General features: G+C 39.1%; 11 protein-coding genes. 5 read left to right on the plus strand and 6 right to left on the minus strand.

Going from position 1 to position 16870, the window contains the following annotated elements:
- Positions 1–28: 28 nt before the first annotated feature.
- Positions 29–2023: a helix-hairpin-helix domain-containing protein gene (locus tag D464_RS0101130; protein ID WP_018909772.1), complete on the plus strand. Its 1995-nt coding sequence runs from the start codon at positions 29–31 to the stop codon at positions 2021–2023.
- Between the two features lie 200 nt (positions 2024–2223).
- Here D464_RS0101130 and D464_RS0101135 read toward each other — a convergent pair whose 3' ends face one another.
- From D464_RS0101135 to D464_RS0101150, 4 genes are all read right to left on the minus strand, one after another.
- On the minus strand, positions 2224–2994 hold the full coding sequence (locus D464_RS0101135; RefSeq protein ID WP_024985850.1) for an ATP-binding cassette domain-containing protein: 771 nt from the start codon (positions 2992–2994) through the stop codon (positions 2224–2226).
- Positions 2975–6331: a preprotein translocase subunit SecA gene (gene secA / locus D464_RS0101140; RefSeq protein WP_018909774.1), complete on the minus strand. Its 3357-nt coding sequence runs from the start codon at positions 6329–6331 to the stop codon at positions 2975–2977. The genes D464_RS0101135 and secA overlap by 20 nt, the downstream gene beginning before the upstream one ends.
- A gap of 140 nt (positions 6332–6471) precedes the next feature.
- Positions 6472–6837, minus strand: coding sequence for a hypothetical protein (locus D464_RS0101145; protein ID WP_018909775.1), 366 nt, complete (start codon positions 6835–6837; stop codon positions 6472–6474).
- Positions 6838–6839: 2 nt separating this feature from the next.
- Positions 6840–8021, minus strand: a complete 1182-nt coding sequence (locus D464_RS0101150) for an Lnb N-terminal periplasmic domain-containing protein (RefSeq protein WP_024985851.1) — start codon at positions 8019–8021, stop codon at positions 6840–6842.
- 156 nt (positions 8022–8177) lie between these two features.
- Between D464_RS0101150 and D464_RS0101155 the strand changes: the two genes are divergently transcribed.
- From D464_RS0101155 to D464_RS0101170, 4 genes are all read left to right on the plus strand, one after another.
- Positions 8178–9485, plus strand: a complete 1308-nt coding sequence (locus D464_RS0101155; protein WP_018909777.1) for a hypothetical protein — start codon at positions 8178–8180, stop codon at positions 9483–9485.
- A 49-nt stretch (positions 9486–9534) separates the two neighbouring features.
- Positions 9535–10137, plus strand: coding sequence for an LptA/OstA family protein (locus D464_RS0101160; protein WP_018909778.1), 603 nt, complete (start codon positions 9535–9537; stop codon positions 10135–10137).
- Between the two features lie 6 nt (positions 10138–10143).
- Positions 10144–11409 carry a hemolysin family protein gene (locus D464_RS0101165; protein ID WP_018909779.1) on the plus strand — a complete coding sequence of 422 codons (1266 nt, stop codon included), beginning with the start codon at positions 10144–10146 and terminating at the stop codon, positions 11407–11409.
- 101 nt (positions 11410–11510) lie between these two features.
- Positions 11511–13658, plus strand: coding sequence for a peptidylprolyl isomerase (locus D464_RS0101170; protein WP_018909780.1), 2148 nt, complete (start codon positions 11511–11513; stop codon positions 13656–13658).
- 516 nt (positions 13659–14174) lie between these two features.
- Here the strand turns inward: D464_RS0101170 and D464_RS0101180 are convergent.
- Positions 14175–15965 carry a M6 family metalloprotease domain-containing protein gene (locus D464_RS0101180; protein ID WP_018909782.1) on the minus strand — a complete coding sequence of 597 codons (1791 nt, stop codon included), beginning with the start codon at positions 15963–15965 and terminating at the stop codon, positions 14175–14177.
- A 33-nt stretch (positions 15966–15998) separates the two neighbouring features.
- Positions 15999–16829, minus strand: a complete 831-nt coding sequence (locus D464_RS0101185) for an EFR1 family ferrodoxin (protein WP_018909783.1) — start codon at positions 16827–16829, stop codon at positions 15999–16001.
- Positions 16830–16870 lie beyond the last annotated feature (41 nt).

The raw sequence follows: 16870 nt of genomic DNA on the forward strand, positions 1-16870 counted from the left end.
AATCACACTCATTTAAAACCTTACGTCTATGAAACGGCTAATACTCTTTTGTTTGATATTATGCTCCACCATCCCCATCATTGCACAGCAAAGCATGACATGGGAGGAATGTTTTGAACAGTTTTATGCAGAGAGTGATATCAATGAGTCAGATAAAGAGGAAATCTTTGCTATATTGTCCGAATTGTCGGAACACCCATTAGACCTCAATACTGCTACACGTGAAGACTTAGAGCGTATCCCTTTCTTGAATGCCCAACAAATAGAAGATATCCAAGCGTATGTATATCAATACCATGGGATGCGAACGTTAGGCGAGCTATCCATGATAGAGTCCTTAGACTTCCAGCGAAGACAATTACTCTCTTACTTTGTTTATCTGTCGCCAGTAAATGATAATAAACCATTCCCCAGTCTGAAAGAAATCCTAAACAAAGGGCGTCACACATTACTCTTTACTTTCAAAGTCCCTTTCTATCAGCGAAAGGGCGATATAAATGGCTATCTCGGCTATCCGTATAGTCACTCCTTCAGATATAACTTTCATTATAGTGATTATTTCCAACTGGGTTTGATAGGGGCACAAGACGCAGGCGAACCCTTCTTATCCAATAAGAATAAGTTAGGCTATGATCACTATAGCTTTTATATCCAACTGCGTAAACTGGGCAGAATAAAGAACTTGGTTCTGGGAAGATACAAACTTAGTTTCGGACAGGGACTAGTCATCAATAATACTTTGAGCTTTGGTAAATATGCCACTTTGTCAACGTTGGGCAGACAGAATAACGGGATTCGAGTATATTCTTCTCGCTCTTCGATAAACTATTTGCAGGGAGTGGCTGCAACCATCGAACTTGCTCACAACTTGGATCTAACCACATTCCTTTCATATCGAACGATTGATGCGACATTAACAAGTAACGGAGATATAAAGACGATTCTAAACACTGGATATCACCGCACAGCGAAGGAGATGGAACGGAAGGACAATGCTTCTCAATTAACAACTGGTGGTAATCTTAACTGGCGATGTGGTGGTTTGGCTCTTGGATTGACCGCACTCTTCACTCACTTTGATAAAGCTCTTAATCCTAACACGAACCTGTATTATCGTCGTTATGCGCCATCGGGCAATGACTTTTGGAATGTTGGTATAAACTATAGCTATATGCGTAAGCGTTGGAGTTTGACAGGTGAGACTGCAACCAGCAATGGAGGGACATTGGCTACAATCAATAACATTTCTGTTCAAGTGAAGTCGAACTTATCATTATTAGCCATGCAACGTTACTATCGTTATGATTATACGGGATTGTTCGCCCGTAGTTTTGCCGAAGGAGGGAAGATTCAGAATGAAAGTGGATTGCTTATAGGGGCTAATTGGGCGGTTGGACATGGAATATCAGTCATGGGCTATACTGATTATTCTTATTTCTCTCATCCCCGTTTTGGATCGCATGCTGCTAGTCGTACTTGGGATAATGTTATAAGTATATACTACACACATAAAGTCTGGTCCTTATGTGCAAGATATAAATTTAAATTGAGAGAGAAAGACGATTTTAATAAGACAGCACTTATCAATGAGATTACCCAGCGCGGTAGATTAGCATTGAATTATAAGGCAAAAACGTGGAATAGCAAGACGCAATTCGATATATCAGCATGTCATTATCTCAACAATAGCGTTGGGTACATGGCGAGCGAAAACTTTACGTGGGCACCCAACTCCTGGCTTCAACTCACAACATTACTCGGATACTTTCATACAGATGATTTCTCCTCACGCATCTATATCTATGAGCGCCGACCACTTTATTCGTTTTCCTTTCCTTCATTCTATGGGATAGGTTTACATTACGCTCTATTTGCACGTGCAGATCTATCTCCTAATCTAATGCTTATCCTCCAATCCTCTACAACCAGTTACTTTGATCGTGATAAGATTTCATCAGGTTTGCAACAGATTAATGGCTCTACAAAGTCCGATTTAGAACTACAAATGCGCTGGAAATTCTAGTCATTTTTACGTGCCTAAAGGTGCCAATTTATATGTAAAATTAGGAGCTTTATAATTCGTTGAAAATCAATCATATATAGGATTTACAAAAAACGTACCTCCATTTTGATAAAAACGGAGGTACATTTTATAGAAAACGGAGGTACGTTTTTAGTAAAACGGAGGTACGTTTTTTCAAGCTTACATATTTAAACTCAAAATTATGTATGAACGGATTTGAAATATTCACTTAAAATCTTTGTAGATTCAGGGGTGATATAATCGATGTTTTTGATAATCTCCCCATGTTCCATCAAGACAACCCTGTCACTGATATCTATTGTGTGTTGAAGATTGTGACTAGAGATGATGACAGAGGCATGATACTTATTTTTGTAATCGACTAACAACTTTTTAAGAAGATTCTGACTACTGGGATCAAGGAAGTTGAAAGGTTCGTCAAGAATTACGGCACTTGCCTTAGGAAGTAAAGCCGCAACAATTCCAACCTTTTGTTTGTTACCCGCCGACAGCTCGCGGATATACTTTGTTTGACCGATAATCTCACTGCTTAAAAACTCCTTATAATCCTCAAGTGCTTCTTCCAATCCTATGGTTTGGAGATTGTTCGCCCTAAGAATAAACGAGAAGAACTCCTCTGCTGTGAGGTAGTCTATCAGGAAAGCCTCGTCTAAGTAAGCTGTTATATACCCTTTCCACGCTGTATCAAGATTCGAGATAAGTTGTGTGGGGTGGGTAGGGCTGTTCTTATCAGAGTCTGATTTGTCTTGTAGCTGCTCAAATTGGAAATCTACTGACCCGATGTCGGCTTTCAGAAGATTAAGTATCAACCGGAAAAGTGTAGTCTTTCCCGCACCATTATTCCCTACTAATCCTATGACCTCATTCGTAGGAAAACAAAATTCGGGGATAGACACTGCGGTCTTATCCCCGAAATTCTTTGTGAGTTTATTAATTGAGATTGCGACCATGGCAATTCTTAAACTTCTTTCCACTGCCACATGGACATGGATCGTTAGGACGTGGAGTCTTTTCTGCGTGATAAGGAGTGCGATTTATCTCTTGAGCTCCTTCGCGTGTATCCTGTTGTGCAGCAGCACGCTGGTTAGGATCATCAAGTTCCACCTTCTCCTCATTATAACGCTGGCTGTGTTGTTCTGGTGCTGCTTCCTGAACTTCATCAGTTTGTTGCATCTCTGGAATCTGACCGCGCATGAGAACACTTGCTGTACGATTGTTCATATCGTCAATCATGTTGTCCCACAACTTCACACTCTCAAGCTTGAAGATGAGCAATGGATCTTTCTGTTCGTAAGAAGCATTCTGTACAGAGTGACGTAAGTCGTCCAACTGACGGAGATTCTCCTTCCAATCGTCATCGATGATATGGAGTAGGATAACCTTTTCGAACTGCTTTACAACCGACTTCGCTTCGCTTTCGTATGCTTCCTTCAAGTCGCAAGGAATATTGTAAACGCGTGTTCCGTCTGTGATTGGAACCATAATGCGCTCATACATTGCACCTTGTTTCTCATATACGTCCTTGATAATAGGCCATGCTACGCTCTGGATGCGATCTGTCTTGCGCTTAAAGGCGTCCATAGCAGCTTGGAAGCAACGTTCTGACAGTTCCTTGTGATCATTACTCATAAACTCCTCTTCTGTGAAAGGACATTCCATCGTTAGAATCTTTAAGAACTCTTCTCTGCATCCCTCATAGTCATTCTTCTCAATAATGCTTACGCAACGGTCCCAAATGATATTGGAAATATCCATACCGATACGCTCACCCATGAGAGCATGACGGCGCTTCTCATAAATAACAGTACGCTGCTTGTTCATGACATCATCATATTCCAACAGACGCTTACGGATACCAAAGTTGTTCTCTTCAACCTTCTTCTGGGCGCGCTCAATACTATTTGAAATCATAGAACTCTCAATACGCTCACCATCTTCGAAGCCTAGCTTGTCCATGACCTTTGCTATACGCTCAGAACCGAAGAGACGCATCAACTTATCTTCAAGAGATACATAGAAAACTGATGAACCTGGATCACCTTGACGACCTGCACGACCACGAAGCTGACGGTCTACACGACGACTTTCGTGACGCTCGGTACCAATAATTGCCAGACCGCCTGCATCTTTTACTTCCTTGGTGAGCTTGATATCGGTACCACGACCAGCCATATTAGTTGCGATGGTTACGGCACCGAGTCCATCTACTGAACGTCCAGCCTCAGCAACAATCTGAGCTTCCTTCAAGTGCTGTTTAGCATTCAATACCTGATGTGGTATCTTGCGCATGGTAAGCATCTTACTTAGTAACTCACTAATCTCGACAGATGTAGTACCAACAAGACAAGGACGACCTTGGTTTCTCATTGCCTCTACCTCATCGATCACAGCAGCATACTTCTCACGTGCTGTCTTATATACGCGATCCTCCATATCCTTACGAAGAATAGGGCGGTTTGTCGGAATTTCGACAACATCTAACTTGTAAATGTCCCAGAACTCACCTGCCTCTGTAGAAGCAGTACCCGTCATACCTGCTAACTTGTGATACATACGGAAGTAGTTCTGTAATGTGATGGTTGCGAAGGTTTGTGTAGCGGCCTCCACCTTTACATGCTCCTTTGCCTCAACAGCCTGATGCAAGCCATCGCTCCAACGACGACCTTCCATGATACGCCCAGTCTGCTCATCAACAATCTTAACCTCACCATTCAGAACGACATACTCATCGTCCTTGTTAAACATTGTGTAAGCCTTCAATAGCTGTTGCAATGTATGTACGCGTTCGCTCTGTACACCATAATGTGCCATTAGAGCATCCTTCTGGTCGATGTATGTTTGCTCATCAATTAACTTGTCATCCTTCTGCTTCTCAAGTACAGATAGCTCTGTTGTGATGTCAGGTAATACGAATAGCTGATTATCATTTACCTTATTAGCTAACCAAGCTGTACCCTTATCAGTAAGGTCACAAGAGTTCATCTTCTCATCTGTTACGAAGTAGAGAGGCTCAATAGCTTTAGGCATTTCACGGTTATTATTAGCCATGTAATACTCTTCGGTCTTCAACATACCAGCCTTGATACCATCTTCTGACAAATACTTGATGAGAGCCTTATTCTTTGGTAGAGCCTTGAAGGAACGATACAAAGCAAGGAATCCTTCTTCTTGTAGCTTTTGTGCAGCAGACTTATCGTTCGTTTTCTGTGCTTCTGCTAACTTGTGGCGTGCTTCTGATAAAAGCTCAGTAGCTTGCTTGCGTTGAACCTCATAAAGACTTTGTACTAATGGCTGATACTCCTCGAACATTTGATCATCACCCTTTGGAACTGGACCACTAATGATAAGAGGGGTACGAGCATCATCAATCAACACAGAGTCGACCTCATCGACGATAGCATAGTTATGTTGGCGTTGTACGAGATCGGCCGGAGATACTGCCATATTGTCACGAAGATAGTCGAAACCGAACTCATTATTGGTTCCGAAAGTAATATCTGCCTGATATGCCTTACGACGTGCAGGAGAGTTAGGTTGGTGCTTATCAATACAATCAACAGAGAGTCCGTTGAACATGTAGAGAGGTCCCATCCATTCTGAGTCACGCTTTGCAAGATAATCATTAACGGTTACGACATGTACGCCATTACCAGTCAAAGCATTTAGGAATACAGGTAGGGTTGCAACAAGAGTTTTACCTTCACCAGTTGCCATCTCTGCAATCTTACCTTGATGCAAAACAACACCACCGAAGATCTGTACATCATAGTGAACCATCTCCCACTTGAGATCGTTACCACCGGCAGTCCAATGGTTGTGGTAAATAGCGTTGTCACCATCTATAGTGATGAAATCCTTAGCAGGGTCAGCTGCGAGTTCTCGGTCGAAGTCTGTAGCTGTTACAATAGTCTCTTCATTCTCTGCGAAACGTCGAGCTGTATCTTTCACAATAGAGAAAGCTACTGGCATAACCTCATTAAGCGCCTTCTCGTAATTGTCAAGAGCCTCTTTATCAAGTTTATCAATTTGATTAAAGATTTCTTCACGCTCATCAATCGGAGTCTCTTCAATCTTAGCACGTAGTTCAGCTATCTTATCGCGCTGCTCTTTACCTGCATCTTGAACATACTTCTGTATCTCTTTTGTCTTGGCACGTAACTCATCGTTACTGAGAGCTTTAATCTCTGGATATGCTTCCTTAACCTTATCTACGAAAGGTTGAATAAGCTTCATATCACGACTTGACTTATCTCCAAAAAGTGCTTTTAATATCTTATTGAAATTCATTTCTTATTTTTTAATTCGTCCGCTTATGTGTTGTTGTTTGTTTATGGACGATGGATGTTATTATTCTGAATCTATTTATTCCATACACGTGTTTAACTTATTGTGTATATGGATGTCGCCTTTGAACTTGTTAGGTTCTATTATATAGAGGTAAAGTTAGGTGCACGAATCTTAATCCCCGTCCTTAACGAAGGGTTAGGGAGGAAAGAGGATAATTGTTGTATATGATGTGTATAATGTATAAATACCGGAGTGTATTTATTAGATAAGTCTACAATAAATGCAATTTGACTTTGTGCAGGCTCTATCTCTTCTTCCTCTTTTATCTGTTTTATTGCATCGAGGATAGAGAGAATATCCTGTTCTATACCTTTAAATGCCTGCTTATGACATAGATCCTCTATTGTAGTATCACCCAATGCAATTCTAAGCGCAGACTGATAGGTCTGTGCTTCTACCCCTGTTGAGGCAAGAATTACAAGTAAAGTGGTGATGTACTTATTCACTTCTAATTATATTTTCTAACTGGTCTATCCAGTCTAATATGTAATACGCAGTATAAAAGCAAGAATAATGCCACAATTAAGACTGCAGTAGGAATGCGTTGGAAGAATGCACCAATGAAGCCTAATATAATGAGCGATCCCCATATCTTCCACCATATATTAGTCTCTTGTCGCCTCGTTTTTTTGATAGTCTTATAAAGAAAGAACAGTGGAAGAGGATTGAAGAAACAAATAATAACATTGAAACTTACACATGGATGCTGTGAGAATAGCATCATAAAATAGATGATTCCGATAAGTCCTGCTGCTAGCATAAGTATTGTATCCCATATCCAATACATTTTATGTTTGCGGTTACTTACTATCATCATTATGGTGCATAAGATTACAAATATACATGCTACAGATAGTGGAGATAAAGGAGTTTCTGTATTAATAATGGTGTTTTGTGGTTCTAATAGTTCATGTGTCTCCATTACTATAGGTGCTCCATTGTATATTGCTTTAGCAAAATCACGTCTTAAATTATCTGGTAGGAATTGCTGTTTGGATTGTGAAACCTTTCTATCTGCGTTTATTCCTAATAATAAGTCTTCTCCAAATTGCGACCATTCATAATTATGATTCCACTCATGTATTAATGAACGGAATGTTGGTTCTTGCCCTTTGGACGTAGGATATATGACTTTTCCATGTAGGTGGTTAACTATCATATTTCGTGCCCTCGTAGTGCAATTGTCATAGAAGAAGTTATAACGATAAACCTGATTTTCTGGTTTTAGGTTCTCTTCTAGAGCTTTCCCAATAAGTTCCTTATCTTTAGGAGATATATTTAGAACTTGTTCTATGACGCCACGCCCTTCATAACTATATTGGGCAAGAAACATATCCATTGGTTCTGCACCAACACGATAGTCTGTTAATCCAAAGATGAAACGAAGTATGAAGAAAGGTTGATTAGATGAGAATAGACCATAATTAATGGCAATGTCTTGCCCCGTCACCTTATTATTATATCTGATTGCAGTGTGTCCGTACTGAGCCCATATCTCTTTTCCAGGTGAACATGTCAAGAGGGAAATCTGACAGCTATCGTTATTATGATTCACAGGCTGTGCTTCTACTGCTATCTGAAAGACCGACAGAAGACACATTGTTATAATATATAGCAATCCCTTTTTCATTATCGACCGCAAAGATAACAAAAAAGCTTGAGAGCACAAAGAAAGCTTATTAAAAAACAAAATCCCTTATCGTTTTTCCGCTATATAGATTTTTTTTAATAACTTTGCGCCATTATATTGTTTAGACATTATAGTCAAACCAGAAAAAGAAATCGGATGAGAAAGATTATAGCAGTAGTGCTATTGGCAGGAGTGGTTGTACAGTCTTCTGCTCAAAGTGGTACCAATTCGCCTTACAGCCAATACGGGTTAGGAGCTTTAGCGTCACAAGCAACAGGATTTAATCGTGGTATGAATGGATTGGCGTATGGCTTCCATGAGCGTAATCAGGTTAATTATATGAATCCCGCATCCTATGCTTCTGTTGACTCTCTTTCTTTTATTTTTGATGCAGGAGTAGGACTTCATTTGACTAATTATGAAGAGAATGGTCATAAGGTCAATGCAAAGAATGCTAATCTAGAATATATAGTTGCTTCTTTCCGTGCTTTCAAGCATTTAGGTGTTAGCTTTGGAGTATTACCTTATTCGAATGTTGGTTACAACTTTAGCAATACAAAGAATATCAATGCCTTTAATAATCCATCATCTCCAAATGCCACTTTTTCTAATATATATAGTGGTAATGGAGGGTTGCACCAAGTGTATTTAGGTGCAGGATGGTCACCATTCAAAGGCTTTGCTTTTGGCGCAAATGCTTCTTATCTTTGGGGCTCATTGAACCGTAATGTCATTAACACTTATAGTGATACTTACGTTAACACATTGTCCAAGGAATATGCTTCACAAGTTAAGAGTTATAAAATTGACTTTGGTGTACAATATACTCAGAAACTTGATAGGAAAAATAAATTGACTTTAGGCTTGACTTATTCTTTAGGTCATAAATTGAATTCTGATTCAAAGTGTTCTGTGGTTTCAAAGAATTCACAAACTGGTGTTTCGGATACGACAAGCTATATTCTTGCAGATGCATTTGAACTTCCTAACGCTTATGGTGTAGGTATGATGTGGAATCATGACAATCGTTTGAAGATAGGAGTTGATTATCAATTGCAGAAGTGGGCTAAGATTAAATATCCACAGTTAGATGTAAATGGTACTACCATGAACTATCGACTTGTAGGTGGACAGTTTAAAGATCTCCACAAATTAACATTAGGTGGTGACTATTGCAAGGGCGAACGTTATCGTGGATTCTTCGATCGTATGCATTATCGAGCAGGTATTAGCTATGCGAGTCCATACCTAAAGATAAATGGAAAAGATGGTCCTCGCGAGTTATCCGCAAGCCTCGGTGTTGGTATTCCAATCGTTAATGCCTATAACAATCGTAGCATCTTGAATATTAGTGCTGAATGGGTAAACCGTAGTGCAATAGGTTTTGTAAAAGAGAACATGTTCCGAATCAATGTTGGTTTAACGTTCAATGAGCGTTGGTTTGCTAAGTTTAAGGTTGAATAATATGTGTTCCAACCTTTCTATATTATTTGTAAGTTCCGCATTCATTATAATGGGCTATGCTATGATCTCTTGTTCTGAAGAACATGAGCACATGGCTTCTGCTATACGTGATCGTGACTCTGTTCCAGTCATGACCACGTATGGTGTTAATACTCTTATATCAGATTCAGGTGTTATCAAATATAGAATTGTAACAGAACAATGGGATGTCAATGAGAATAAGAAACCATCTAGGTGGACCTTTAATAAAGGAATCTTACTTACTCAGTTTAATTTAAAGAAGCATGTTGTAGGTTATATTCAGTGTGATACAGCTGTTTATTATGATCAAGATCGCCGTTGGGAATTACATGGGCATGTGAGAATACTTACAGCCCAAGGACTCTCTTTTTATAGCAATGAACTTTATTGGGATGAACGTAATCATCAGATGTGGTCACATACTTATTCACATCTCAAGACTCCTGATAAAGAACTAGAAGGAAATTGGTTTAGAAGTGATGAACAGATGACAGATTATGAGATTCGCCAAACGAAAGGGTGGGGAATATTCTCAAATGACAAAATATTTTCTGGTTCTAACCTTGGTAATATGCCTATTGATACTGGTCATGTTGACAGTCTGAAGGGTTCTGTGATAAAAAGACGATAGAGGAAATTGGATATAAGTTTAATTATAGAAATTGTAATCACAATGGTTTTATCTGCATTCTTTTCTGGAATGGAGATAGCTTTTGTGTCTAGTAATCGTCTCCTTGTTGAGATGGAGAAAGAGAAGAATGGTTTAGCACAAAAGTGTCTAACTGTTTTTTATAATAATCCTAATGGCTTTGTTTCTACTATGCTTGTAGGAAACAATATAGTGTTAGTTGTTTATGGTATACTTTTCGCACAGCTATTCGATGCAACACTCTTTCATCCGTATGAGCCTGCTACTCGTGTTGTACTTGATACGATATTGTCAACACTAATTGTTTTATTTACTGGGGAATTCCTGCCAAAGACTCTATTTAAAAGTAATCCTAACCGATTACTTACTTTCTTTGCTCCTTTAGCATACATCTTCTTTATCGTATTATGGCCTATTAGTCGTTTTACAACTTTTATTGCTCGTGTTCTTTTGCGTCTTTTTGGAGTAAAGATAGATGAGAAAGAAAATGATGGAACGTTTACAAAAGTTGATCTTGATTACTTAGTACAAAGTTCTATTGATAATGCTGAGAACGAAGATGATATTGAGGATGAGGTGAAGATTTTTCAAAATGCTTTAGATTTTCAAGATACCAAAGTGCGTGATTGTATGGTTCCGCGTACTGAGATAAATGCCATAGAAGAGAATTGTTCGCTTGAAGAACTTCAGCAGATGTTTATTGAAAGTGGTAATTCTAAGATTATAGTCTATGAAGGTGACATCGATCATATTAAAGGTTATATACACTCTTCAGAGATGTTTAGAGCACCAAAGAATTGGCGTGATAATATTCGCCGAATGCCTTTCGTTCCAGAGACAATGGCTGCACAGAAACTTATGCAAGTATTTCTTCAACAGAAGAAGAGTCTAGGTGTCGTTGTTGATGAGTTCGGTGGAACTAGTGGTATAGTATCATTGGAAGATATTGTCGAAGAGATATTTGGAGATATTGAGGATGAGCATGATAACTTGAAGTACGTAGCTAAGCAGACTTCAGACAATGAATATGTCCTTTCTGCTCGTCTCGAGATTGACAAAGTTAATGAGATGTTTGATTTGGAACTACCTGAGAGCGATGATTACATGACGATAGGTGGACTCATCTTACATGTCTATCAAAGTTTCCCTAAACTCAATGAGATTATAACCATTGGGCAATATGAATTTAAGATAATCAAGAGTACCATGACTAAAATTGAACTTGTGAAGCTAAAAGTCGATGTAACTGACTAAGTTTGTGCATGAAAAATTGTGATAATTGCCTTTTTCTTCGTATTTTTGTGGGCAATTTGTTGTACAGAAGAAATAATTAAAATCAAATAATAAATCTAAAAATGGCAGCATTAGGAAAAATTAGAAGCAAAGGAGGTATACTGGTAGCCGCTATCGGTTTGGCCTTATTTGCTTTCTTAGCTGAAGAAGCTTTCCGCTCTTGCAATGGAATAAAGAGCGAAACCCGACAGCAGATTGGTGAGATTCTGGGCGAGAAGATTAGCGTTCAGGATTATCAAAAGTTGATTGATGAATATCAGTCTGCAATTAAGTTCACCATGCAACGTGATAATCTTACCGAGGATGAGCTTAATCAAGTAAAGGATCAGGTTTGGCAGCAATTGGTTAATAATCGTGTATTAGAAGCTGATGCAAAGAAGGTTGGATTGACTGTTACAGAACAGGAACTTTCAAATGTATTGAACGATGGTACTAATCCAATGTTAGCACAGACACCATTTGTAAATCAGCAAACTGGTCGTTTTGATATTAATGCACTCCAACAGTTCCTTGATGGTTATAATAAGGCAAAGGCTTCAAACTCTCCACAGCTTGAGCAGATGCAGACGATTTATGACTACTGGCTCTTTGTTGAGAAGAATCTCCGTACGCAACTCCTTGGTCAGAAGTATCAAGCTTTGTTAGCTAGTTGTGTTCTTTCAAATAAGGCTGAAGCTAAGATGGCATTCAAGGATAATAATGAAGAAAGTGAGATTCAACTTGCATCCTTGGCATATAGTACTATAAAAGATGCTGATGTAAAGGTTACAGATGAAGATCTTAAAGCTAAGTATGAGGAATTGAAACCAGCTTTCCGTCAGAATACAGAAACACGCGACATTAAGTTCGTTGATTACCAGATTAAGGCTAGTGCTTCTGATAGAAATGCGATTGTTAAGGATATGAACGCACTTCAAAAGCAACTTGCTACAGCTACTGACCCTTCAATGGTTATTAGCAAAAGTGGCTCTATGATTCCTTATCTTGGCTTACCTGTAAGTAGCAAGGCTTATCAGCAGTATCCTGACATAGCTTCAAAGATTGATTCTCTTGCTGTTGGAACAACTGGTGTAACTGAGAATAAGCAAGACAATACATTGAATATTATTCGTGTGATGTCAAAGGCTCAACTACCCGACTCTGTTCAGTTCCGTCAGATACAAGTTGCTGCTAATACTCCTGAAGAGGCTCATGCAAAGGCTGATTCTATACAGAAGGCATTAGCTGGTGGTGCTGATTTCGTTGCTATTGCAAAGCGTTATGGTCAGACAGGCGAAAAGGTTTGGTTCACTGGTCAGCAGTATGAGGCTGCTCCTAGTATGAGCGAAGATAACCGTACATACATTGAGGCGCTCCTTAATGGTGAAGTAAATGCAATCCAAAATGTTGCACTTACACAGGGCAATATTATCCTACAAGTTGTTGATAAGAAGGCTATGAAGACAAAGACAACAGCTGCTATTATCAAGAAGCTTATTGATTTCTCTAAGGCAACACGTAGCGATGCTTACAATAAGTTCTCTGAATTTGTTGCTAAGAGTGCAACTGTAGCCGACCTTGAGAAGAATGCTAGTAAGTATGGCTATCATGTACAATCTCTTAACGATGTCTCAACTTCAGAACATTATGTAGCAGGTGTACATGGCACGCGCGATGCACTTAAGTGGCTATTCGATGCTAAGCAAGGCGATGTTTCTCCACTTTATGAATGTGGTGACAATGATCACTTGATGGTTATAGTTCTTTCTGCTATCCATCCAAAAGGTTATCGTTCTTGGGATGACCCACAGGTTAAGGAGATTCTTAAACGTGAAGTAATCAAGGATAAGAAGGCTGAAAAGTTGATGGCTAAACTGAAGGGAGTTAATAGTATTGCAGCTGCTCAAGCTAAGGGTGCTAAGGTTAGCACAGTTAGCCAAATTACCTTCGCAGCTCCTGCTTTCGTACAAGCTACAGGTTCTGCAGAGCCTGCTCTCTCAGGTGCAGTCGCAGCAACTGCAGCAGGCAAGTTCTCTAAGAATCCTGTAAAGGGTAATGCTGGTGTATATGTTTTCCAGGTTGTAAAGAAGGCTCTTCGTGCTGGTTCTAAGTACAACGAGGCTATGGCAATGCAGCAAGCAGCACAACAGAACATGCAGTTCTTGAGTAACTTTATGCAAGACCTTATCCTCAAGGCAAATGTAGTTGATAATCGTTATCTCTTCTTCTAATTAGAATAAGAGTTCAAACTAAATATAGGGCATGTCCTTTATGGGCATGCCCTTTTTAGTTCCTTATAACTTAGTGTAATGGAAAAACACACTTTGCATGTCTACTAATTTTATTAATTGTAATTGATGAAGAGTTCTTTTTAGTGGCTGTTCCACATGTTCCATGATATTACAAGCCTTTTGTAGAACTTCTCCAAAGCACTTGTAATACTTCTCCAGATGTTTTGGAGAAATAGAGTAGAGCATTTGTCTTGCCCCCTCTTAGTTAAAACTAAGTACCTTAATACTCTATTAGTTGTACTTATAGCTATCCATTGTTTGAGCCTGTTGAACGATAAACTCAAGTAGTATATATGTACATGAGAAAGTGGTGAACTCTTAGTAAATGCTCTAAAAAACAATAGCTATTATCTTATACTTGTTATCCCTTTGTATAATAAAATCGGGTAAGAATGTTTGGAGTTCCCCTTACATTCTTACCCGATTGATTTGTTTCTTAGCTTTACTTTATCTTATCTATTTAATAAACTTCCGTCTGTTCTGAATGTAGATGCCATGTGGTAAGGCGTCTCTGTCAGTTCCAACATAACGACCATCAAGCGTGTAGATGCGGTTGTCAATTATCTGTTGTCCTGTAGTAATATCGTTGATACCAGCAGTTAAGTCTTTGAGATACTCAAAAGTGATGTCTCCATTAGCAGAATCTTCTGTAATATGAAAGAGAGGTTTGTTAAGTGTACTGTGATTAAGTACAATCTGACCTATATTCTGAACATTTCTACTTCCAGGATAAGGGTCACCTGCATAGCTCGCCATATATGCTTTTCTTTTTTCTTTCGTCTTAGCACTATAGCTTGAAATAAGTTCTCTATCGGCAGGTACAATGGTCATTCCTGGTGTTCCTAGTACATCGTTTACATGATCATTGCTGTTAACATTGTCTAGTTCATAATTTACACGATAAACAAGCATACCATGACCTGGAAGCTTTGATGCCCAACCCTTATTCTGAATATTGTGTAGTATTAAGTACTCCTTTGCATAAGATGTAGGGATCTTCAAAGCCTCATCAGCTTGTAAAGTTACTTTAGATGGAGTCTCTGTGATTGTAGATAAGGTCTTCCAACCCATTTGCTCCTTCTCCCAAGGAGTATAAGGGGTAGGAGTATAACCATTGTCAGTGTATTCACCACCATCCATTAAATCCCAAATCTCCATAGCTTGATTATCTTTCTGGGCTTCCTTATTGTATGGGTAGAAATCAGGTAAACCCATAGTATGGGAAAACTCATGGCAGAATAAACCTATGCCATTAATACGTTTACTCGGCCCGCTTTTTAAAGGATACCCAGGGAAATAATTTAACTCATTACTAACTCCATAACGCATAATCTTTTTGCCACCAATCTCAAGTGGAATTGGAAGTGTCCATGATTTAGGCCAAATAAGGTCATCTTTATATGTTTCAGGGGCTGCATTTTGACCATAACCAGCGAAGAGTACATAAACTAAATCAACGAATCCATCATCGTTGCTATCATAATTAGCGAAGTTGATGCTACCTTGTGCTGCTACTGCATTACAAGCATCAGTAATGAATTCAGCTATTTTTAGATCATGATTATTTTCTTCTGTACCATCTTTACCATAGTACATACTTGTATTAGGGACGGTTATTGGACCAACAATATCAAACTGAGGGGTGAATTGCCCGTTACTCATGTCCTTAAAATATTGCTTTACACTTCCATGGTTTCTTTTTTCATTATTGGCATAGTCTGGCATGAGACTGCTACTTGAATCGAAATTGAAGTAGTCATTGAAACTCTTCTTTGGGTTGGGGAGAGAAAATGATACATCACTAAATTGTGCTAATATCACTAAGACTTTAGGGCTACCAGTATGTGGAAAATAAGCTGGTGTACGTGTACCAATGGCTCTTGTCTTAGCTTCATGTTGTAGTTGTCTTGAAAGTGTGCTAAAAAACAGGTCATGTCTTGCTAGTTGCTTTTTAATTAGTTCTTTCTCTGCAGCTGTTCTCTTGTCTTCGTTATGAGCTAACTGGTTTGATGCTTTTAGCCTTCCATTTGCATCAATATGAGCTATATAAAAATCTTTACCAACAGTTGTTAGTAGAACTCCGTCTGTAGTGGTTGACCAGCTGGCATGTTCATCTCCATGTTGATACACTGTTAGTTGTGTACCATCCGACTGTGTTATTAAGAAAGGAGCTGGATTAGCTTTGCCAGCCCATGTCGCTAAAGCATTTAAAGCTATACAACATGACAGGATAATCTTTTTATTCATTAGTCTTTATAGTGTTATAATGTTTATTGCATGTTAATGTAATCTATTCCTATTATAGAAGTACTGCCCCTTCTTCACTGTACGCTTGCCATATTCTATAGCATGGTGTGGGCAATGATGATAACAGGCGAAGCAGGTGAGGCATTTCTTGTTGTGCAACCATTCAGGTTCGTAACCTAAGCCACCTTTTATATCGGCAACAGGACAAACGCTAGCACAGATGCCACATTTGACACAACGTTGACTATCCACATGAAAGGGTTTGTCTGTGATGATGAACCGCTCAAAGAAACCACCTATAGGGACTGAGAAGAACCAGGGTAGCGGACCAATCGTGAGTTCTTTCCAACCATAAGGCTGATAATCATCCTCTTTCAGTTTCTGAATGATCTTCTTTCCGAAATCTCTTAAATAGACTTCTGCTGCTTGCTTCTTTTCAAGTTCTTTCTCCTTTGTGTCAACATCCATACCTGGTAAGCCCACATACGACTCAGGCATGATGACAGAACCAACAAAGTCAAGTTCTAACATCCTTCCAATAGGGACTTCATACAGGTGCTGTTGGAATCGTTCCATAGCTTTGGCTATTGTGTCTCCTGCGGTCATTAAGCAGAAACAATGATGCTTTAGTGGTTGATCCTCTTCATCTGTAAGTTTAAGTTTCTGTAGGAATACCCTAACGATGCGTGGCACTCTCCATCCATGTACAGGAAAGACAAAACCAACTTGCTCGCCCTTCTTTAATCGAAACGTACAATCGGTTTTAATAATCTTAGCGATAGAATATAACTCATCCTGGGTTTGTAAAGCTAACGTCTTCGCTGCCCATTGACTATTACCTGTACCAGAGAAATAGAAAATCATGTGGCAAAGGTAGTCATTATTTATAAATCTAACAAGATTAA

It is taken from the genome of Prevotella veroralis DSM 19559 = JCM 6290 (assembly GCF_000377625.1).
Lineage (GTDB): Bacteria > Bacteroidota > Bacteroidia > Bacteroidales > Bacteroidaceae > Prevotella > Prevotella veroralis.

Excerpts from the sequence above, each read along its gene's own strand:
- D464_RS0101130 (WP_018909772.1), top strand. The coding sequence starts at position 29 with ATGAAACGGCTAATACTCTTTTGTTTGATATTATGCTCCACCATCCCC.
- D464_RS0101135 (WP_024985850.1), bottom strand. The coding sequence starts at position 2,994 with ATGGTCGCAATCTCAATTAATAAACTCACAAAGAATTTCGGGGATAAG.
- secA (WP_018909774.1), bottom strand. The coding sequence starts at position 6,331 with ATGAATTTCAATAAGATATTAAAAGCACTTTTTGGAGATAAGTCAAGT.
- D464_RS0101150 (WP_024985851.1), bottom strand. The coding sequence starts at position 8,021 with ATGAAAAAGGGATTGCTATATATTATAACAATGTGTCTTCTGTCGGTC.
- D464_RS0101155 (WP_018909777.1), top strand. The coding sequence starts at position 8,178 with ATGAGAAAGATTATAGCAGTAGTGCTATTGGCAGGAGTGGTTGTACAG.
- D464_RS0101160 (WP_018909778.1), top strand. The coding sequence starts at position 9,535 with ATGGGCTATGCTATGATCTCTTGTTCTGAAGAACATGAGCACATGGCT.
- D464_RS0101170 (WP_018909780.1), top strand. The coding sequence starts at position 11,511 with ATGGCAGCATTAGGAAAAATTAGAAGCAAAGGAGGTATACTGGTAGCC.
- D464_RS0101180 (WP_018909782.1), bottom strand. The coding sequence starts at position 15,965 with ATGAATAAAAAGATTATCCTGTCATGTTGTATAGCTTTAAATGCTTTA.
- D464_RS0101185 (WP_018909783.1), bottom strand. The coding sequence starts at position 16,829 with ATGATTTTCTATTTCTCTGGTACAGGTAATAGTCAATGGGCAGCGAAG.